The organism is Staphylococcus sp. HMSC035D11 (assembly GCF_001836075.1).
Taxonomy (GTDB): domain Bacteria; phylum Bacillota; class Bacilli; order Staphylococcales; family Staphylococcaceae; genus Staphylococcus; species Staphylococcus hominis.
The window spans coordinates 29,093-50,037 of record NZ_KV827268.1 but is presented as its reverse complement, the minus strand read 5'-3'; the positions used below and the strand labels follow the sequence as shown (position 1 = coordinate 50,037).

Annotated in this window: 21 protein-coding genes and 1 pseudogene; 7 read left to right on the top strand and 15 right to left on the bottom strand. The window is 29.2% G+C overall.

The window, feature by feature from the left end; translation table 11 throughout:
- Window positions 1–13: 13 nt before the first annotated feature.
- Both HMPREF2647_RS08180 and pheA read left to right on the top strand, forming a co-directional pair.
- The gene (locus HMPREF2647_RS08180) at window positions 14–1,081 is read left to right on the top strand and encodes a nitric oxide synthase oxygenase (protein WP_070859909.1); all 1,068 of its coding nucleotides are present in this window, start codon (window positions 14–16) and stop codon (window positions 1,079–1,081) included.
- 30 nt (window positions 1,082–1,111) lie between these two features.
- Window positions 1,112–1,912 (top strand): prephenate dehydratase, encoded by an 801-nt coding sequence (gene pheA / locus HMPREF2647_RS08175; RefSeq protein WP_049379615.1) that lies wholly within the window; start codon window positions 1,112–1,114, stop codon window positions 1,910–1,912.
- Between the two features lie 180 nt (window positions 1,913–2,092).
- Here pheA and HMPREF2647_RS08170 read toward each other — a convergent pair whose 3' ends face one another.
- Window positions 2,093–3,652 (bottom strand): SLC13 family permease, encoded by a 1,560-nt coding sequence (locus tag HMPREF2647_RS08170; RefSeq protein WP_070859908.1) that lies wholly within the window; start codon window positions 3,650–3,652, stop codon window positions 2,093–2,095.
- Window positions 3,653–3,892: 240 nt separating this feature from the next.
- A complete protein-coding gene (locus HMPREF2647_RS08165; RefSeq protein WP_039984319.1) occupies window positions 3,893–4,975 on the bottom strand; it encodes a glycosyl hydrolase family 28-related protein in 1,083 nt (360 codons plus the stop codon).
- Between the two features lie 133 nt (window positions 4,976–5,108).
- On the opposite strand from HMPREF2647_RS08165, the gene HMPREF2647_RS08160 reads away from it, so the two are divergent.
- From HMPREF2647_RS08160 to HMPREF2647_RS08150, 3 genes are all read left to right on the top strand, one after another.
- Complete coding sequence (locus HMPREF2647_RS08160) at window positions 5,109–5,669, top strand: cysteine hydrolase family protein (RefSeq protein ID WP_002450084.1); 561 nt, start codon at window positions 5,109–5,111, stop codon at window positions 5,667–5,669.
- Window positions 5,670–5,717: 48 nt separating this feature from the next.
- A complete protein-coding gene (locus tag HMPREF2647_RS08155) occupies window positions 5,718–6,647 on the top strand; it encodes a manganese-dependent inorganic pyrophosphatase (RefSeq protein ID WP_002450056.1) in 930 nt (309 codons plus the stop codon).
- A gap of 179 nt (window positions 6,648–6,826) precedes the next feature.
- Entirely contained in the window at window positions 6,827–8,209 is a 1,383-nt protein-coding gene (locus HMPREF2647_RS08150; protein WP_002450045.1) for an aldehyde dehydrogenase, read from the top strand.
- 57 nt (window positions 8,210–8,266) lie between these two features.
- On the opposite strand, the gene HMPREF2647_RS08145 is transcribed toward HMPREF2647_RS08150, so the two are convergent.
- Both HMPREF2647_RS08145 and HMPREF2647_RS11205 read right to left on the bottom strand, forming a co-directional pair.
- A complete protein-coding gene (locus HMPREF2647_RS08145) occupies window positions 8,267–9,313 on the bottom strand; it encodes a 6-phosphogluconolactonase (protein WP_070859906.1) in 1,047 nt (348 codons plus the stop codon).
- A 122-nt stretch (window positions 9,314–9,435) separates the two neighbouring features.
- Window positions 9,436–9,609: a hypothetical protein gene (locus HMPREF2647_RS11205; protein ID WP_002450085.1), complete on the bottom strand. Its 174-nt coding sequence runs from the start codon at window positions 9,607–9,609 to the stop codon at window positions 9,436–9,438.
- A 279-nt stretch (window positions 9,610–9,888) separates the two neighbouring features.
- Here HMPREF2647_RS11205 and HMPREF2647_RS08140 point away from each other — a divergent pair, with 279 nt between their 5' ends.
- Window positions 9,889–10,929 (top strand): C45 family autoproteolytic acyltransferase/hydrolase, encoded by a 1,041-nt coding sequence (locus HMPREF2647_RS08140; RefSeq protein ID WP_070859904.1) that lies wholly within the window; start codon window positions 9,889–9,891, stop codon window positions 10,927–10,929.
- Window positions 10,930–10,994: 65 nt separating this feature from the next.
- On the opposite strand, the gene HMPREF2647_RS08135 is transcribed toward HMPREF2647_RS08140, so the two are convergent.
- The 9 genes from HMPREF2647_RS08135 to HMPREF2647_RS08095 form a co-directional block, all read right to left on the bottom strand.
- Window positions 10,995–11,696, bottom strand: a complete 702-nt coding sequence (locus HMPREF2647_RS08135; protein WP_256326484.1) for a DUF4097 family beta strand repeat-containing protein — start codon at window positions 11,694–11,696, stop codon at window positions 10,995–10,997.
- Between the two features lie 141 nt (window positions 11,697–11,837).
- Complete coding sequence (locus HMPREF2647_RS08130; RefSeq protein ID WP_048679601.1) at window positions 11,838–12,392, bottom strand: HAAS signaling domain-containing protein; 555 nt, start codon at window positions 12,390–12,392, stop codon at window positions 11,838–11,840.
- A gap of 48 nt (window positions 12,393–12,440) precedes the next feature.
- Window positions 12,441–12,926 (bottom strand): hypothetical protein, encoded by a 486-nt coding sequence (locus HMPREF2647_RS08125; protein WP_002450066.1) that lies wholly within the window; start codon window positions 12,924–12,926, stop codon window positions 12,441–12,443.
- 144 nt (window positions 12,927–13,070) lie between these two features.
- On the bottom strand, window positions 13,071–13,799 hold the full coding sequence (locus HMPREF2647_RS08120; protein ID WP_017175262.1) for a phenol-soluble modulin export ABC transporter permease subunit PmtD: 729 nt from the start codon (window positions 13,797–13,799) through the stop codon (window positions 13,071–13,073).
- Complete coding sequence (locus HMPREF2647_RS08115) at window positions 13,800–14,672, bottom strand: phenol-soluble modulin export ABC transporter ATP-binding protein PmtC (RefSeq protein ID WP_017175263.1); 873 nt, start codon at window positions 14,670–14,672, stop codon at window positions 13,800–13,802.
- Window positions 14,673–14,689: 17 nt separating this feature from the next.
- Entirely contained in the window at window positions 14,690–15,352 is a 663-nt protein-coding gene (locus HMPREF2647_RS08110; protein WP_017175264.1) for a phenol-soluble modulin export ABC transporter permease subunit PmtB, read from the bottom strand.
- Window positions 15,349–16,248 (bottom strand): phenol-soluble modulin export ABC transporter ATP-binding protein PmtA, encoded by a 900-nt coding sequence (locus HMPREF2647_RS08105; RefSeq protein ID WP_019835507.1) that lies wholly within the window; start codon window positions 16,246–16,248, stop codon window positions 15,349–15,351. The genes HMPREF2647_RS08110 and HMPREF2647_RS08105 overlap by 4 nt, the downstream gene beginning before the upstream one ends.
- Window positions 16,245–16,625, bottom strand: coding sequence for a PSM export ABC transporter transcriptional regulator PmtR (locus HMPREF2647_RS08100; protein WP_002450053.1), 381 nt, complete (start codon window positions 16,623–16,625; stop codon window positions 16,245–16,247). The genes HMPREF2647_RS08105 and HMPREF2647_RS08100 overlap by 4 nt, the downstream gene beginning before the upstream one ends.
- Window positions 16,626–16,812: 187 nt before the next feature.
- The gene (locus tag HMPREF2647_RS08095) at window positions 16,813–16,989 is read right to left on the bottom strand and encodes an SE1626 family protein (protein WP_002455099.1); all 177 of its coding nucleotides are present in this window, start codon (window positions 16,987–16,989) and stop codon (window positions 16,813–16,815) included.
- Window positions 16,990–17,458: 469 nt separating this feature from the next.
- Here HMPREF2647_RS08095 and HMPREF2647_RS08090 point away from each other — a divergent pair, with 469 nt between their 5' ends.
- Window positions 17,459–18,745, top strand: coding sequence for an aminotransferase class I/II-fold pyridoxal phosphate-dependent enzyme (locus tag HMPREF2647_RS08090; protein ID WP_070859902.1), 1,287 nt, complete (start codon window positions 17,459–17,461; stop codon window positions 18,743–18,745).
- A gap of 50 nt (window positions 18,746–18,795) precedes the next feature.
- Here HMPREF2647_RS08090 and HMPREF2647_RS08085 read toward each other — a convergent pair whose 3' ends face one another.
- Complete coding sequence (locus tag HMPREF2647_RS08085; RefSeq protein WP_070859900.1) at window positions 18,796–19,467, bottom strand: type 1 glutamine amidotransferase; 672 nt, start codon at window positions 19,465–19,467, stop codon at window positions 18,796–18,798.
- A 181-nt stretch (window positions 19,468–19,648) separates the two neighbouring features.
- Window positions 19,649–19,858 (bottom strand): annotated as a pseudogene (locus HMPREF2647_RS08080) (hypothetical protein); the annotation flags it as partial.
- Between the last annotated feature and the right edge of the window lie 1,087 nt (window positions 19,859–20,945).

Here is a 20,945-nt window from a genome sequence, read left to right as displayed (position 1 = left end):
TTGAGGTGTTTATATGCTATTAGAAGAAGCTACAAATTTTATACAAACTATGTATGGTGAATTAAATTACTCAAATCATACTATTTCTAAACGTATCACTGAGATAGAAAAAGAAATCAATCAAACAGGTACCTATACACATACTTATGAAGAACTAAATTATGGTGCTAAAATGGCATGGCGTAATTCCAACCGATGTGTCGGCCGCTTATTTTGGGAATCATTAAACGTTGTGGATGCACGAGATATTTATACAGAACAACATTTCTTAGATGCACTTCATAATCATTTAAGCAAAGCAACAAATGGCGGTAAAATCAAACCATATATCACTATATTTTCTTCAACTGATGCACCTAAAATATATAACAATCAATTAATACGTTACGCAGGATATGAAGATAAAGGCGATCCATCAGAACGCGAGATAACGCAATTAGCTAATCATTTGGGATGGAAAGGAAAAGGTTCAGACTTTGACGTGCTTCCTCTTATTTATCAATTACCAAATTCACCTATAAAATATCATGAATTTCCAGCCTCATTGATTAAAGAAGTAGATATAGAACATGATCAATTTCCAAAGCTGAAAGATTTACATTTAAAATGGTATGGTGTTCCTATTATTTCTAATATGGATTTGAAAATAGGTGGAATTACATATCCAACTGCTCCTTTTAATGGTTGGTACATGGTCACTGAAATTGCAGTTCGTAATTTTACTGATACTTATCGCTATAATTTGCTTGAAAAAGTTGCAGAAACATTTGAATTTGGTACACTTAAAAATAATTCATTTAATAAAGATCGTACATTAGTAGAATTAAATTATGCAGTTTATCACTCTTTTAAATCACAGGGTGTTTCTATTGTTGACCACTTAACTGCTGCTAAACAATTTGAATTATTTGAAGAAAAAGAGGAACAGCATCATCGTGATGTTACTGGAAAATGGTCATGGTTAGCCCCACCGTTATCGCCAACGTTAACTGCTAATTACCATCATGGATACAAAAATATTATTAAAGATCCTAATTTCCATTATAAAAAAGCGACACCGATGAAATGTCCATTCCACTAGTGTACAAGATTCATGAGGTGACAATTCATCATGCATTTATATTATTTAGGTCCCGAAGGTACATTTTCATATTTAGCTGCTAAAAAATATTTTTCAAAAGATAACTTTAATTTCATACCAAAGTCTAATTTATACGAAGTCATTAAGGCAGTAAATAGTGACGCTCAATCTGTAGCAATTGTACCAATAGAAAATTCAATTGAAGGAACTATAAACATTGTGGCAGATGCACTGGCTCAACAACATATTTTTGCACATGGGGAAATACATTTAGATATTAATTTTGGTTTATATGCGACAAGTGATTCAAAGGTAGAAAATATAAAAAAGGTATACTCTATCGCACCAGCCATCAGTCAAACAAGCCAATACATTCAAAAACATCAATTTTCTTACGATTATGTTGACAGTACGATTCAAGGATTAGAAAAAATTTCCTCAGATGTAGCTGCCATTGTTCCTGTGGGTAGTGGTGAAATGTACGGATATACTGCTATAGAGAGTAATATTCAAGATTATCCGCATAATGTTACACGTTTTTTAGTCATAAAAAATGATAATAACTTTGAGTCTAAAACGAATAACACAATGCTATTAATTACCCCTAAGTATGACAAAGCTGGATTACTGGCAAGTATACTGACTACATTTGCATTATTTGATATTAATTTATCATGGATTGAATCAAGACCACTGAAAACTCAACTGGGTATGTATCGTTTCTTTGTACAAGCAGATACCGGTCTATCAGATAATTTGAATAAAGTTATCTCGATATTAGAAACATTAGATTTTTCAGTAAAAATTATTGGCGCTTTTCATCGTCAATAAAATAGAGTGGACAATATTTGTGTTGAAGTTATCCTCTCATTCTGAAAATCTAACCGCATCATATTAAAAATGCCTAGGATCACTCATGAACTCATGATGTCCCAGGCTCTTTTTATGTATTTATTTAAAGTATTAAGATAAAACATACATAATGAATATATGATTTCAAGATATTTAATTTTATTTTAAATTTAATGTGTCAGAAATATCAAATCCTAAAATATGTGGCATTAAGAAATAAACAACTACTATAATAATCACTGCAGAAATTAAATTAACCCAAAATCCTACTTTAGCCATTTCTTTAATACTCAACTTACCTGATCCAAATATAATAGCATTTGGGGGTGTTCCTACTGGTAACATGTAAGCACAGTTTGCTGCCATAGCTGCAGGTACCATTAATAACAATGGATGTACACCTACTGCTACAGATAGCGCAGCAAGAATAGGTAAAATCATTGTAGCAGTTGCTGTATTCGAAGTCACTTCTGTTAAAAATAACACAAATATTGTAATGACAATAACGATTACTAGTGGATGCACCCCATCTAACATTTTCAGTTGCTCACCTAGCCATTTTGCTAAACCACTTTCTGAAATTCCTTTTGCTAAAGCTAAGCCTCCACCAAATAATATAAGTACACCCCATGGTAATTCTTTTGCCACTTCCCAATCAATAATTCGCTTATGCTTTTCTTTACTTTTAGCCGGAAATATAAAAAGTAAAATAGAAATAAATATTGCAATTGTACCGTCTGCAACTTCAGATGTTATTGAAAAATTTTTTAAAATAAATTCTCTTGTTATCCATAGTAAGCTGGCAAGAATAAAAATAGCTTGAACTACTTTTTCTTCATAAGACATTTTACCAAGACGATTGAGTTTATCTTCAATCAATGTTTGACCACCCGGTAAATACTTCAGATCATGTCTAAATGCGATAAATCTTAAATAAGCCCATGCTAGTGCTATTAAAATAATGACTGTAGGAATACCAACAATCATCCATTTAGCAAAGCTAATTTCTTGTCCAAAATGTTGTTCAAATTGTCCTTTTAGTATAATGAGTGGCGGTGTTCCAATAAGTGTACCTAATCCTCCGATGGTCCCAGAATAACCAATTGCTAAAACAAGTGATTTTTCAAATTTCGAAATACTATCTGATTTAACGTCATCATCTTTCAACTCATTCGCTTCTTTAATAATTGCTAAACCAATAGGTATCATTATCATAACAGCCGCTGTATTTGATACAAACATTGATAGGAATCCTGTAGCAATCATGAATCCTAATAATATTTTACTCGTGCTTGCCCCAATATATCTAATAATAGTTAAAGCTACACGTGTATGTAAATTCCACCTTTCCATAGCAATTGCAAGAATAAAACCACCTAAAAATAAAAAGATAATATCATTACCATATTCAGAAGAGACTTGTTCAGGCGAAAGTACATGTCCTAAAAGCAAAAGTATGAGTGGTAAAAAACTCGTTGCAGCAATTGGTATCGCTTCTGTAATCCACCAAATAGCTATCCACACCGTAATTCCTAAAACATATACCCCTTTGAAAGGAAGTTCTACTGGATGAAAGAATGATAAGATAAGAACAAACAATAACGGTCCTAAAATGAGCCCCAATAATTGCCCCATAGAATAAGATTGATTTGTATGATCTTTTTTAGAAAAAAATGTTAAGTATTGTGCATTTCTTCGAAAACCTGATTGCTTAGTCATCTAATTCTCCCCCTTTAAAATTAGAAACTTAACTTAATATATTCTATTTTTAGAAATATGGCATCATCTCAACAAAGTTGATTTGATACCTATTATATTGCAAACAAGCCTCATAGAAATCTGACTTTTTTGAAAATATATAATGATATTATAACATAAAAGAAAACGCTTTATTATATATCATAATAAAGCGCGTATCATTTATTTTTCATCTATAATTATATCTTTTTAAATTAAATACTAATCAATATTAATTTTTTTAACTTTAACTTTATCATTTTGATTAAATGTCAAATTAGAAATATCTTCTAAATGTAATCTTTGTGTCGAATGATTAAACGAATTACCTGCAATAAAAACATTAGTATGTTTTACATTATTATAACTTCTCACGTGTATAGCATCTCTTTTCATTTCTCCTTCGAAATGATTACCGGTTACAGTCAAATTATCTCCAGCTTGAGTCTTTTGAACTTGTCCTGTAGAAACATCAGCCGCATTTTTCCCATCTTTAACTCCAAGAAAACGAATACCACCATTACAATTTATAAAGGTATTATTTGAGATAAACATTGTCTTTGATTTTAACGGAGTTAATGCATATTCATTCATTCCGTTAAACACATTATTCCTTATATGAATATTTTCGTAAAAGCGATTATAACGACTGGCATGAGAGCCTATCGCTCTATTCCAAGCTTGCATTTTAGGTTGGTTTGAATTTCCAAAATAGCAATCTTCAATGACAACATTTTTGGTAATCGTGCCATCAGTCGTACCAAATTTAGGAAATGACCCAGGCACTTGAATGTCTAATTGAATTGCTTCAGAAAATGAGCGATCACCATTTACATCAAAAAAGCCTTTAAACTTACAGTTCTTAATATATAAACCATTGATTCCACAAGCATCTAGTGCATGTCCACCTACAACATCAAGTACTGTAATATCTATTAACTCGATATCTTCAGCATGACCTATAGACATTGCGGTATTATTGTAGGGGTACTTTGAACCGTTCATATCAAATATACCACCTTTTATTTTAATATGCCCATTTCCTTGATATCCATGATAGAAACCAAATTTTTTACCATTTTTTAACAATGCATCTCTCGAGTGACGCTGCAAGATGGTATCATCTTCTAATATTAAAGTGGTATGATCATATATCACTAATGCTTTACTAATATAATAAGTCCCAGATGGTATATAAACTGTATGTTCTCCGTATCTTGCGGCATTAAGTGCTTTTTGTATAGCTTTAGTATCTCTTCGTTTATGTTTTCCTTTTAAACCAAAATCCTGTGCATTGATCAATATTTTTTATCCCCTATCTTATGTTGTTATTAAATATATTTGTAACCATAATGGTGTATAGCTATACTATATTTATAATTTAATATTATACATTTTTTAAGGTATTCAAACATTTATTAAGAAAGGGATGTTTATTATGACTAACAAAGCATTGATTGTTGTAGATTATTCTTATGATTTTATCGCTGATGACGGCCGATTAACTTGTGGTAAACCAGGCCAAGATATTGAACAGTTTATTGTAGAAAGACTCAATCAATATCAACATCAACATGATAATATCTTTTTCATGATGGATTTACATTTTGAAGAAGACCCGTATCATCCTGAAACTAAATTATTCCCACCACATAACATTGAAGGCACTTCAGGTCGTCAATTATATGGTAAGGTAAAATCATTTTTTGATAAATATAAAAATGAAGATACTGTACATTATTTAGATAAGCGACGTTATGATTCTTTTTATGGTACTGCTTTAGATAGTTTATTAAGAGAAAGACATATTGATACTGTTGAAATTGTAGGTGTATGTACTGATATATGTGTACTCCATACAGCAATTTCTGCTTATAATTTAGGCTATCATATTATTATCCCTGAACAAGGTGTTGCCTCATTTAATGAAGAGGGTCATCAGTTCGCTTTAGCTCATTTTAAAAACTCATTAGGTGCAAAGGTAGAAGTTATCAATTAAAACATGCTAAAATAAGGATAAATTTAAAAATTAAGGGTGAATAAATCAATGGCAAAAACTTATATTTTTGGACATCAAAATCCGGATACAGATGCAATATCTTCAGCTATTATAATGGCTGATTTTGAACAACAAACTGGAAATTCTGAAGCAACTCCTTATCGCTTAGGTGAAGTGAGTGCTGAAACAAAATATGCATTAGATCATTTTAAAGTTGATGCACCAACTTTATTAAATGATGATTTAGAAGGTCAAGACGTTATCTTAGTTGACCACAATGAATTCCAACAAAGTGCTGAAACTATTGCTAAAGCGAATATTGTGAATGTCGTAGATCATCATAGAATTGCGAACTTTGAAACAGCAGGTCCTTTATACTATCGTGCAGAACCTGTAGGTTGTACTGCTACAATTCTTTATAAAATGTATAAAGAACGTAACTTTAAGATTAAACCTGAAATTGCTGGATTAATGATTTCAGCTATTATTTCAGATAGTTTATTATTTAAATCTCCAACATGTACTGAAGAAGATGTAAATGCTGCTAAAGCATTAAAAGACATTGCTAATGTCGATTTAGATGAATATGGTTTAGAAATGTTGAAAGCAGGTGCTTCAACAACTGATAAATCTGCTGAAGAGTTATTAAATATGGATGCTAAATCATTTAATATGGGAGATTATGTTACTCGTATTGCTCAAGTCAATACTGTAGATATTGATGAAGTCTTAAATCGTAAAGATGAATTGGAAAAAGCAATGTTAGAAACAAGTGCAAACGAAAAATATGATTTATTTGTATTAGTTGTCACTGATATTATTAACAGTGATTCTAAAATTTTAGTTGTCGGGGCTGAAAAAGATAAAGTTGGTCAAGCCTTCAATGTTCAATTAGATGATGGTATGGCTTTCTTATCAGGTGTAGTTTCTCGTAAAAAACAAGTTGTACCTCAAATCACTGAAATTTTAACTAAATAATTCATATTTTAATTCATATATAATAAGGCTGAGATAGTAGGTTACTTAACTCTCAGCCTTTTTTTAATTTATTTTAATCATTCATTCAAATGTTTTAACCTTGGATACATTTAACTAAAATTATATAGTCAATCACACCTATAACGGTATTAGGATTGACTGTACAGGAGGTACTACAATTGAATTTAATAGAAAAACAATTTCAAGAAAGTAAACAGTTTTTTAAAACACATCAAACTAAAGATATCAAATTTCGTAAACAACAATTAAAATTATTAAGTAAAAGTATTAAAGACCATGAAACAGAATTATTAGAGTCGTTAAAAATAGACTTAGGGAAAGGTTCAGTAGAAGCGTATGCTACTGAAATTGGTATACTTTTAAAAAGTATAAAAACAGCTCGTAAAGAATTAAAAAACTGGGCTAAAACTAAGCAAGTAGATACACCCCTATTTATGTTTCCATCAAAGAGTTATATTAAGCCTGAGCCCTATGGGACAATATTAATTATCGGTCCATTTAATTATCCTGTACAACTTTTATTCGAACCTCTTATTGGTGCTATAGCAGCTGGTAATAACGCCATCATTAAACCTTCTGAACTTACTCCTCATGTTGCACAAGTAGTGCGAAAAGTGATTGAAGATGTGTTTGCAAGCGATTTTGTAGCTGTCGTTGAAGGTGGCGTTGAAGAAACTCAAACATTAATCAATCTTCCATTTGATTATATATTCTTTACTGGTAGCGAAAATGTAGGTCGAATTGTTTACGAAGCAGCAAGTAAAAATTTAGTTCCTGTCACACTTGAACTTGGTGGTAAATCACCAGTGATTGTAGATGAAACTGCTAATATTAAAGTAGCAAGTGATCGTATTAGCTTCGGTAAATTCACCAATGCTGGTCAAACTTGTGTAGCACCAGATTATATTTTAGTGAATAGAAAAGTTAAAAATGAATTAATTCAAGCATTTAAACAATCTATTGAAGAATTCTATGGCAAAAATATTCAAAATAGCCCTGATTTTGGACGTATTGTTAATACAAAACATTTCAATCGACTTTCTGAATTATTAGCAATACATCGTAATGAAGTGATTTTTGGTGGGCATACTGATGAAAATGAACAATATATCGAACCTACAATTTTAGACGGTATTACTCCACAATCTAAAATTATGGAAGAAGAAATTTTTGGTCCATTATTACCAATCATCGTCTACGATGATTTTAATGAAGCGATAGATATTATTCAAAGCAAATCTAAACCTCTAAGCTTATATTTATTTAGTGAAGATGAAAATACAACGAACTGTGTGCTAGAAGAATTGTCATTTGGTGGCGGTGCAATCAATGACACTTTAATGCATTTAGCTAACCCAAATTTACCCTTTGGTGGCGTAGGTGCTTCAGGAATTGGCGAATATCATGGCAAATATTCATTTGATACATTTAGTCATATGAAATCATATATTTTTAAATCTACTCGACTAGATTCGAGTATTATCTATCCCCCTTATAAAGGTAAATTCAAATATATTAGAACATTTTTCAAAAACTTATAAAAAAATCCCTATAATGGCTCACTTTACAAGTGTTTACATTATAGGGGTATTTTTTATCTATAACGATGAATTCAAGAAATCAACAAATACACCTTCAGGTGCGGTATACTGATTGTCAGTAGCAATCAACATACCACTATTTGTATCACGTCTAAATACTGTTAACGCGTAATTTCTTTCTTGATGTGCACATACAAGGTATTCATCTGACTCAGTAATATTAAAATCTCTTGGAAATTCTCCCCCGCTTTTTACTATTTCAACTGGGTTAATTCCTTTTCCATCATCAACTACTGTAAATATCGCTATACTATCATGTCCACGATTACTAATATATAAATTTTGTTCATCATGAGATAGTCTCACAGCTGCTAATTTAGTTTCTCCAGTGAAATCTTCAGGAATCGTTAAATGACGTTCAATTTCTTCAAATTTTCCATCATGATATTGTACAACGCTTACTCTATTAGATAACTCATGAACAACATACGCGTATTTCCCATTATTATGGAATTCAATATGACGCGGTCCATCTTCAGCATGGAATTCTGATACCGCATGTTCTTTAAACCCTTCAACTCCGAATGTATATGTTACAATTTTATCTGCACCTAAATCAGTCACAGCTACATATTTATGGTCAGGGGTTTCTCTAATGAAATGAACATGATTATGATCTTGACGCTCATGTGTTCCAGTTGGATAACTATGTTCTAACTCTTCAATTAATTTTACCACTTCGCCTGTCTCTGGATTAAGTTGATATATACGTGCTATTCCAGCAGTATAAACCGCTTCGAATAAGAAGTTATGATCACTAGAAACAGAAATATAACACCCTGTTCCATTCTCTGAAGCTAAACATTTATTAATGAGTGTAAGCTGTCCATTCTCGCCTTTTTTAAATGCAGCTACACCACATGCCTCATTCTCTTTAGTAATTGCATACAAAAATTGTTCAGTTTGAGCAAGATAAGTCGATGCTTCGATATCATATCCTGTATCTACTGATTGTATTTCTCCATTATCTTCATTAAGTTCGAATATATAAATACCCTTACCTTCTTTTTTTGTATAAGATCCCACATAACCTTTAGTTGTCATTTTAATACCTCCATTATATTCAATATCATTAATATTTATACTAGCTAATTGTATTTATTTAAGAGTAATAAAAAAAACCAGTAACTTCAAATGAAATTACTGGTATATGGTACATCATTGCATTAAGCATTATTGCTTTCAATATCAGATACGATTTCTTTTGTTTTTCTTTCGATATCTTCAAAGTCTTTTTTGAAAATAAAGCCAAATACTACTACTACTACACCAACAACTAGTGCTGTAATAGCTGTAAAGCTTAATAAGAATTTAAATAAACCTTTAATGAAATCCCACATTTATGTTTCACCCCTGTACTTAAAATAAATACGTTTACATTAAATCATTTTAACATAGTTAACGTTATGATTAAATACATACCTTTTTATATATTATTTCAAACCTAAAATTAAAGATTTTTAAAAAATCAAATATTTTTTCTTTATTTATAATGAATGACATTTGTCTTATTTACACAGTGAATTACTATCATATATAAATAAACATTATAAGGCTTTAAATTTAATATAAATTATTGTTCAATATAAGTAATAAAACAAATGATAGGAGGATTTTTCATGCAAGAAGTTAAGTCAGATATTATGACCTTTCGCGGATCACATTTTGATTTAGGTGTCAAAACTGCTCAGTGGTTAAAACAGACGCCCTTACTAGAAAATAGAGAACGTGAATGGAAGAAGCGTATACCTCGTTTTGACATTGATGTTAATGAAACATATAGCATTTTCCAAACGTATGCACCAGAAATCTGGGAAGAATTATTAGGAATGCAAGAGATATTAAATTTACCGACTAAACAAATGATTTTAAATTTCGGTCACTATCGTTTTACTGATTTAAATGAAAGTGGATGTACAGTTTTTCAAGGTAAAGATTATATGGTTCGTAATTATGACTATCATCCTGCTACATATGATGGCAGATATCTTCTTTATCAACCAAATGATGGTGGACTCGCGCAAATAGGACCAACCTCTAGAGTAACTGGTCGTATGGATGGTATGAATGAAGCAGGTCTTGTGATGGGATATAATTTTATGCACCGTAAGCATCCTGCAAATGGATTTGTATGTTATATGGTAGGACGACTTGTCTTAGAATATTGTAAAGATGTAAAAGAAGCAATTCAATTTCTAAAAGAGTTACCCCATAGAAGTTCATTTAGTTATATTTTAATGGATAAGCATTTAAATCATGCAATTGTTGAAATTACGCCACGCTCATTTGATGTTAGATATGATAAAGTTTGTACTAATCACTTTGAAATATTAACACATGAAAATCGTAACTATACCAAAGAATCTAAAGAACGTCTTGCTCGCACAATTAGTCAAACTTCAGAAGATATAGATAAATATACTGCGTTTAAACTTTTTAATGATCCTAAATATGACATTTATAGTAAGTTATTTAAAAGTTGGTCAGGAACAATTCATACATCAATGTATGAACCTAAGCATTTAAAAGCTTGGATGACATTAGGTGAGAATAGACCCCCTCTATCTATCGACTTTCAATCATGGTTAGAGGGTCATGAACTTGATTTAATAGAATTTACTGGAAAGCTAGATACTGATTTAACATTTGCTACGTATTAATAAAAAAAGATTAGATAAACGTTTTAAAATTTAATTAATCAACGTTTTGTCTAATCTTTTTCATCCTATTTAATATTTATATCACCTTTAACGTTATAACACTCTATAATATTATAACTATTACCTACTTTGCTATCTTTAAAATAAGGATTCTTAATGTTATTGTCACCCATTCCTGGATGTAGTTTTAACAAGGTGTCTTTAGGCTTAGTTTTATACTCAATGTTTATATCACCTTTTTTACTTGAACTCTTCATATCAATTTGACTTGGCATGTTTTTAAAGTCAAGCTTTCCTTCATTTGTAATGAATAACCCATTTTTCAAGGTACAATGATTAACCACAATATTAGAATTTATTACTTTAAATTGACTATTTTTAATATCACTATTTTTAATATTAATTGTGCCATGATCGCTATAATAATCAATATGATCAAGTTTAGCTTCTTTGATATTTAAATTTTCTCCGTCTTTTCTAATTCTAGCTTTTTTGATATCTATGTTATTAATATTTAATTTTCCTAATTTAGCATCAATATTTAATTGTTTTAATTTATCAGGTGGAATGGTTATATGTATGTTAAACTTGCTTCTTTTAAAAGGGTTTAAATTAAAACTATATCCTCTTTTAGAAGAACGTGATTCTTTTACATTTAAGCTGTCTTTTTGAGTGTTCACTTTTATACTATTGTCCCCGTAATATTTCACTCTAAATGAAGAACCTTGAGTAATAGTGATATCAGAACTATAACTATCTATATTCAATTTAGAGATAGATGATTGATGAAACGTTTCATTATATTTCAGTCGTTTATAGATATCTTTATCATGAACAAACCATACTAACGTGGCTGCTAGAAAAAAAAACAACAAATATAACTAATCCACTTATTGTTAATTTTTTCATCACTGGATTCTTCCTTTAATTATTTTTATATACCATGATAAATATTTTAAAACAAGTTTATATAAATTCTGAACAATTTTTATTATTGCAACGAACACTAATATACCTATACCAGCATAAGAAATACTATAAAGAAAATTACTTAAAGAGTCAGGAGTACCTTTAAGAATACTAATAATAATTAATAAGATAGGTAAACAAATAAGCACAATTGAAATGACGAAAACAAAGGCTAGAAATATTAAGAATATTATCATTGGGATAACAATTAAGAAGAAAGAAATAACGCCCAAACTTAATGATGCCATAATAGCTTTTACAATATTACGAAAGTTAGGTGTAACTTTAGCATGTGAAATTGCTTCTTTAGCTTTTATTTCTTTTCCAATAGTATAAGGATTTTTCAAATCATCTAATATTTGAGCATCTGTCTTGCCTTTTGTTTCTTGATTATAAAAGATATCTTCATATTCATTCATAACTTTATCTTTTTCTTTACGTGGTAAATCATCAAGTTCCGTTTCCAGTTCATTCAAAAAAGTAATTTTATCCATTTCTCTTTCACATACTTTCTTAAAACATAAATTTATTTTTATTAACTATCAACGACTAAAGAATTCAATTCGCTTAACAATATTATCTTTATATAAAATTGATAATTTCATGTGATGATCTTTATCAAGATACACTAAAGCATCATAACCTTTACCTACCTTATCTTTGTCATAGTTATAACCTAGATTATCTATAACAGCATCGATTTGGTCACCTATATGAACATCAAAATTTGTGTTAACAAAAGTATCTTTAACTAAGATAATTCCTTTAATTTTGTGATGTTTTTTCTTGACTTTTATTGTTAAATTTTTATATTTATTATGATTATAAAAAACATACCTATCTAATTTCACATGCTTATTTAAACTATATTCTGAGTTATCAAACGTTTCATTAAGCTTTAAATGATTAATTTCTACATCACTTAAATCAACCGTTTTTTCATTTTTATAAATTGTCAATCCTAGTACAACTAATAAAGAAATGACAATAAATAAAATTGAGATAACCCATCTATTTTGAATATGCAATAGGACCACCACTTATATACTTATTTTTTTAATATATCATAACTATGATTATATTCAAAAAATATTAAAGTACCTTTCAATGCAAATAAAACTGGCGACAAAAATTGAACGTATCGTCGCCAGTTTTATTAAAAAGTTATTAATTTAAATGTCTCGTTTAGCAGCATAAAGTACATCAGCGATAAATAAAATAACAATAGATGCAATAGAAATGAACCATTGCCAATTCGTAAATTTAATACTACCTGATGATGATTTTTCTGTTAAGTAACTAAAAGGTATATATTTGAGTGATTTTTGAATATTATCGCCCCATTCAGGGATTAAACCTAAAAATGGTTGTAAAAATGGTACGATAAACACTAAAAAGATACCTAATGTAAAAATGACTGCTGGTTTTTGGACAATTAAAGTAATTAAGAATAATAATAGTCCAAAAAATAGTAAGAAGATAAGATAGAACCAAATATTCGTTAGGAATTTATCTCCATTTAAATTTTTACCATCTGTAAAAGTCTGAATAACTAAAAGTGTAACATACGTGATAAGTGTAAATATGAACGAAAAAATAATAATCGAAATCGTTTTCGCTATCACATAACCTACTCTATTTTTCACTTTATTCATATAAAGTTGAATCGTTCCTTGAGAGTAGTCACGTGTAATTGTTTTAATAACAACGAGTAAACCAAAGAATAGAAACATCCAATTTGCCATTGGTAATATCATTGAATAATCGACTTTATCATTATTTTTTGCTAATAGTACAGTCATTGCTGTGATGATACCCCAGATACATATAAGCGCGATATATGTTAAATAACTTTTAAAAAAACTTAATATATCATATTTAACTAATTGTAAACTCTTCATCTAATGGTCACCTCTTTGATTAATATTAAAGTACGTATCTCGAAGCGAATTTTTACGTGTTTCAATATATTTAGGATACACATTAATATGTGCGAGCGCTTTAAGCAATGTTCGATAATCTCGTTCTGCTTTAATAAGAATTTCTCCATTTTGTTTATAAGAATGAATAACATTAAAATGTTCTTGTAAATAATTTAGCGCTTGATCAAAATCATCATTGTCCAACGTAATAGAGGTACTTTCTTCTGCACTACCATCTTTCATATTGACATCTTGAACGAAATGTCCATCTCTTAAAAAGACAGCTCTATCACAAATCAATTCGATGTCTTCTAATTTATGACTTGAAATAAGAATTTTCATATTTAATTCATTTACTAAAGATTGTATCGTTTCTAGAACATCGATTGAGCCATCTGGATCCATACCATTCGTAGGTTCATCCAAAATAAGATATTTTGGTTTGTTCATTAATGATACGGCAATCGCTAATTTTTGTTTCATACCCATTGAATATTTTTTAACTTTTTTCTTAATATAAGGACGCATACCAAAAGCATCTATAATTTTATCTGAATAGGCTTTATCAAATCCTTGACCAAGCACCTGAGCAAAGAGTCTTAAATTATAAAGCCCCGTTTTATTATCATAAAGTTTTGGATGTTCAATGAGATAGCCAATATTTTCATCATCTTTTAAATTAACTTTACCTTTGTAATTAATAATATTTCCATTCATCACTTTCATCAGTGTAGTTTTACCTACACCGTTTTTACCAATGAGTCCTACAATTTTGCTATCTCCAAAATCAAAATCTATATTGTCTAAAACATTATGATTACCGTATGTTTTAGTAATATTTTCTAATTTCATAAAAGTCCTCCTTTTTTCTAGCGACGATTAATACGTGCTATTTGAATAAAATAATTTATAACTAGCCAAATCACACTTATAATAACTAATCCAATACTTAAATATTTATTAAATACATTTGGATCAAGTGCATTATGAAAGATAAATAAATTAATAGTCAAAAAGATAAATGCAATTGCCATCGGTATAGCAAGTACCATTAAAATAATATAAACAGTGTAAGAAATATATTCTCTTTTTCTTTCTGTACTTTTACTAAAGGCAATAGGAATGCTAAATAAATTTACACTTAAAAATGAAAGTGCTGTTGAATAACGCAACTCATTTACCTGAATATTTGTTGATTGAAAATTATATAATCCAATAATCAATGTTCCTAAAATCGTTAATATAATACATGTCAGATAATTTGCATTAAGCAATTCTTTCTTAGTTATTGGTAAACTTTCATAAAAAAGATACGCCTCTTTTCCACCTAACCGTCTATGTACTCTAAATAATTGTCCTGAATCTAAAATGCTTATAATCATTAATGTAATGGCAAGTGGAATATATACAACGAAACCATAGCTTGTTTTTGAAAAAAATAGTGTATAAATAGGATTAATAACAATAAGCACTAAATAAATGATAAGCGTCCAACGTCTTAACTTAAAATTTCTTATTATTAGTTGCTTCATGTCATCAACCCGTTTCTATTTTGAGTTTCAACATCATTAGTTTCTTTCATTTTCTCAAGGTAAATCATTAATTCTTCAATCGTTGGATGTTTTATTTCAACTTGTTTTCCAAATAGTTCCTTAAATGTTTGACCATGTTTTGTAAAACCAACATAACCTGTCTGCTTTTCTTCTTTATATAAAAGGAGTTGATTTAATTCATCATCTAAATCTTTGTTATCACCTTTTACGATAAAATATTTCTCTTTTATATCATCACAATAGCCTTCAAGTACAAGATTGCCTGTTTTTATATATACAAGATAATCTGCTATTTTTTCTAAGTCTGAAATAATATGAGTCGAAATAAAAACCGTTTTATTTTCATCTATTAATTCTTGCTGCAATATTTCTAGAACTTCATTTCTTACAATTGGATCTAAACCTGCTGTTGGTTCATCTAATATAAATAACTCAGCGTGATGACTTAAAGCAATGGCTAAAGATAACTTCATTTTCATTCCACTAGAGAAATGCTTAATTTTAAGATGACTTGGTATATTGAATCGCTCTAAATACTGATGGAATATATGACTATCCCACTTAGAATAAAAAGGAGAAATCATATTTTCTAGTTTTTTTATATTCCATTGTTGGTTGAAATACATTTCTGAGTAAACAAAACCAATTTTATTTTTAATCCATTTTGCTGATTCTTTCATTTGTCGTCCTAAGATTTTAATTTCTCCAGTATTAGGTTCAAGTAAATCCATCATTAATCGAATCATTGTTGTCTTGCCAGCACCATTACTCCCAATAAAGCCCGTAACAAACCCTTGAGGAATACTGAATGAAAGATCTTTGATTTGGAAAGTTTTAGTGTTATAACTTACGTGTTTAACTTCAATCGCTTTCATTCATCTTCCTCCTCGTAAATTAAAGCTAAAACTTCATTTAATTCTTTTAGAGGCATACCAATTGTTTTTGCTTCTTTTACCATGGAACGTGCAAGATGTTCAATTACAAAAAATTGTTTTTCTTTTAAAATTGAACTGTCTTGTTCTTTTACGAATGTTCCTTTACCTCTTATTGTTGTGACAAACCCTTCTTTTTCCAAATCTTCATAGGCACGCTTTGTTGTAATTAAACTGACTTGCAAATCTTTCGCCAGTTCCCTCATAGATGGTAAGTGACTTCCAGCTTCAACGTAACCTTTTAATATATTTTCTTTAATTTGTTGTTTAATTTGTTCATAAATGGGCTGTTCACTGGTGTTTTTTAGAATAACTTTCATTTATGTCCCCCTTTACAACTGTATATAAATAATATATACAGTATATACAGATTTGTAAAGTGAAATAATAAAAATAAGATAAAATCAGTATTCTTAAGACATAAGTTGTATATACACTATAAACATAGTTAAACAAAAAAACTATGATACAGTATTACAGTGGTAATTGCATCATAGTTTTCATATGTTACTTTTTATTTTTACGTCTGTCATTGCTACGATTAATAAATGCACATATCATAAACATAATGGCAGCCAATAATAACTTTATACCTTGACTTTCATGTCCAGTGGCTTGTAGATAATATCCAATGACAAACAAAACAATAGCTAAACCTACAAAAATTTTTGTTAGGTGTTTCATCATTTTTAGTCACCTCATTATAATAATTATATCAAATTTTTTATTTTATATGCATTAATCATTTATTTAATTAAAATTGAATTGTATATGTTCTATGTTAAGATAGTGTTATATCCACAAATTGCATTACACCCCCTAACTTGCCACATCAAGTTAAGGGGTTTTTGTGTAAGGTCATCTTATTTATTTTTCCACTTAGTTTCTAACCAAACTCGAAATATAATTAGCATACTCCCTGTTATAAGTGTGACTAAACCTTCTAATAACCACGACATTACACTACACCTCCACAAAGTAAAGTGTCATATCTCATGATGACCTATATATATATTTTAACACACAAACAGAACATACGTTCCGTTTTCTAATAAAAACACTTCTCTGCTTTATTTTTATTAGAAAACTTTATATTTTGTTTAATTCAAGATAATATATAATGTGAATAACAATTTAAAGCGAGGTTATGAAAATGAATCCTTTAGCACAACATTTAAACGATCAACTAGGCGATGACCGTCCTGAAATATTAAGCATGTTATCGACATTAGGTCAATCTATGTTTTATCCCAAAGGTATTCTGTCTCAGTCTGCAGAAGCTAAATCAACAAAATACAATGCAACAATTGGTATGGCAACTAATGATAAAGGAAAAATGTATGCAGACACATTATTTGATGTCTACAATCATCTTTCTCCGGATGAGATTTTCCCATATGCTCCGCCACAAGGAATTGAAACTTTAAGAGATTTATGGCAACAAAAAATGTTAAAAGAAAATCCTAGTTTAAAAGCTTCATCTATAAGCCGTCCAATCGTGACGAATGCATTAACACATGGTTTATCTTTAGTTGCTGACTTATTTGTAAATGATGAAGATACAATTTTATTACCAACACATAACTGGGGAAACTATAAACTTATTTTTAATACAAGACATAATGCAAATATTGAAACTTATGCTATTTTCGATCAAGATGGACATTATACAACAAATTCACTTGTATCTACTTTAGATAATTTTAAACAAGATAAAGCAATTATTATCTTAAATTATCCTAATAATCCAACAGGCTATACACCTACTCAAGAAGAAGTTCATACAATTGTCTCAGCAATTGAACGCTTAGCAGAAAAAGGAACTAAGGTGATTACAGTCGTAGATGATGCATACTATGGTTTATTTTATGAAGATGTCTATACACAATCTATTTTTACTGCAATTACTCAATTAGATTCAAAAAACATTCTACCGATACGCCTTGACGGTGCAACTAAAGAATTTTTTGCTTGGGGTTTACGTGTTGGCTTCCTTACATTTGGATTAAATAATCAAAAAGCTAAAGACGTATTAGAGGCTAAAGTTAAAGGATTAATTAGAAGTAATATTTCAAGTGGAGCAATGCCTTCTCAAAGTGCAATTAAATATATACTAGAGAACCATGAACAATTTGATAAAGAAATACAAGCTAATGTAAAAACACTACAAGAGCGTTATGAAGTAACAAAAGAAGTAGTTTATGATGAAAAATATAAACAATATTGGCAAGCATATGATTTTAACTCTGGATATTTTATGGCACTTAAAGTAATCGGTGTTAACCCTGAAGAACTTCGTGTTCATTTAATCGATAAATACTCAATTGGTATTATTGCACTTAATGATACAGATATTCGTATTGCTTTTAGTTGTGTTGAAAAAAACGATATTCCACATGTTTTTGATTCTATTGCTAAAGCAATTGATGACTTAAAATAACATAAAAGTATAATAGCGAGAGACCTAACCAGGAAGGCTCTCGCTATTTTTTAATGACTTGTAATAAAATCTAATAATTTAAACATTACTTCTTTATTCTCTTTTGGTACTTCTTGGTTAAGAATCTGTTCTGACGTTTGATTTAATACGGAATCAACCGCGTATGAAGCATCATTCATGACAATCTCTTTTATATCATGAGCATCTGGTTCAAAATGAAATTGTAGTCCAATAATATTATTATTCAAAATAAATCCTTGATTTTTTAAATATTGACTTGAAAATAATAATTGTGCATTTTTAGGTATATAAAATGTTTCTTCATGCCAATGTAATGCCATCAATACTTTTGGAATATTAGGAATGATCGGTGACTCAAGATAAACTTTATCCCAACCGACTTCTTTTACTGGAGATTTTCCTACAGTATATCCTAGTGCTTTAGTAATTTGTTGAGCGCCAAAACATATACCAAATATTGGCTTATTTTGCTGTATTAAATTGCGAATTAATTCTCTTTCTTCAAAAATCCATTTATTCTCATTATTAGGACTCATGGGTCCTCCTAAAATAATAAGTAAATCTGTTTCTTTAACATTGGGAATGATACCGCCATTAAAATAAGGATGATAAATATATAATTCATGGTGATGCTCGGTAGCCCAATCTCTGATAACTCCAGGACCTTCATTAGGGGTATGTTGTAAAATATTAATCCTCATTGTTGATTCTCCTTTAAAAGTCAATGTTTATTTATATCTTTGCTATCATTATACTTCGAAACACTTAAAATAAATATCATAAAAATTATATAATTTTTATATTTAAAAACTTTTATAAGCAATCCAATATATATAAAGAATCTAAGACAATCATTTTTTGCCATAGACTCCAATATAAAACTCATACTTTTCTATTCCCTATTAAGTCACTATAGTATTTAATAGGGTTCATTCCATCTTTCCATGTAGTATAAATCAGTGTTCCACCTTGTTTTTTGAATTTTTCATTACTAGCACCACGTTCAAATGAAGACGCTAGTTCAATATTCATATTAGGATTAACATTTAATAAATTTGCATACTATTTAGCCCACACATCACCTTTAACTGGATTATTTTGAATTAACTAATCAATATTTCAGTACAGATTCACTCTATAATCAAAACCGTCAGAAAATTAAATAACAACATAAATATAAAAAGCAAGAATTCTTTTATCACTATATTAATCTATATTATTATTTTGATTATTAAATTTAGCATTTTTATTTATTATCTTTTTCTTTTTTTCAATTTGTATATTAAATAAAATTGTTGAAAATCAAAAGATGTAAAATTTCGACAAGTTTTATGTAAAAAATATTTAAATTATATTTAAAGATATCAGTGAAGCTAAACAAATAATTAAAGAATATGTCCATTTTTTTAATATAAAAAACTAACATTAAAAATGGCTGATTTTGCATAAAACAAAACCAACCATATCTTTTAATTATTTACTTGTCTATTTGACAAAGCACACTTCAAAATGAACTTATCAGTCTTTTTATTATATTTCCTAAATTTCTATAACTAAATTATGACCAGTAAAAACACAAAACATTGATATATCAACATTTATAGGCGTTTTTACATCATACCTGGCATTATGTATAACTAAAAATAAGATATAATACATGTTTAAAATCTTATTAAATCAGTACTTTCATATTTTAATTATACCATTATTTTCAGTTTTTCTATTCTATTATGTCATAATTATGTCATGACACAAACTCTAAGAAAAAGATGTCGCTACCCTTAATTACCACAGTCGATTTACCAACAAAAACATGATTTGTTTCATCATAGATTTCCAACTCATCTATATTATCTATTTTAATATTTGATACTCGTTTAAAATACGGATAAGAATATTTAACTTTTTCTACTTCTTCAGTATCAATATATTTGTCTTTTTTTATACGCACACGCCAATAAAAGATTGATATGTATATTTTGTCTTGGATTAACTGATTTATATTTGATGTTAGTCAAAAATCTTCATCATTTTTAATTTTTAAATATTTTTTCTGTATTTGAATATTTCAGTTATATACATTCACTATACTAAACATTTTGTGATATAGTTATCCGTCTTTTCGTTTCTCGATGCAACACAGAGCCTCTCTCAGCGTCTTAAAATAATTAATAACTTA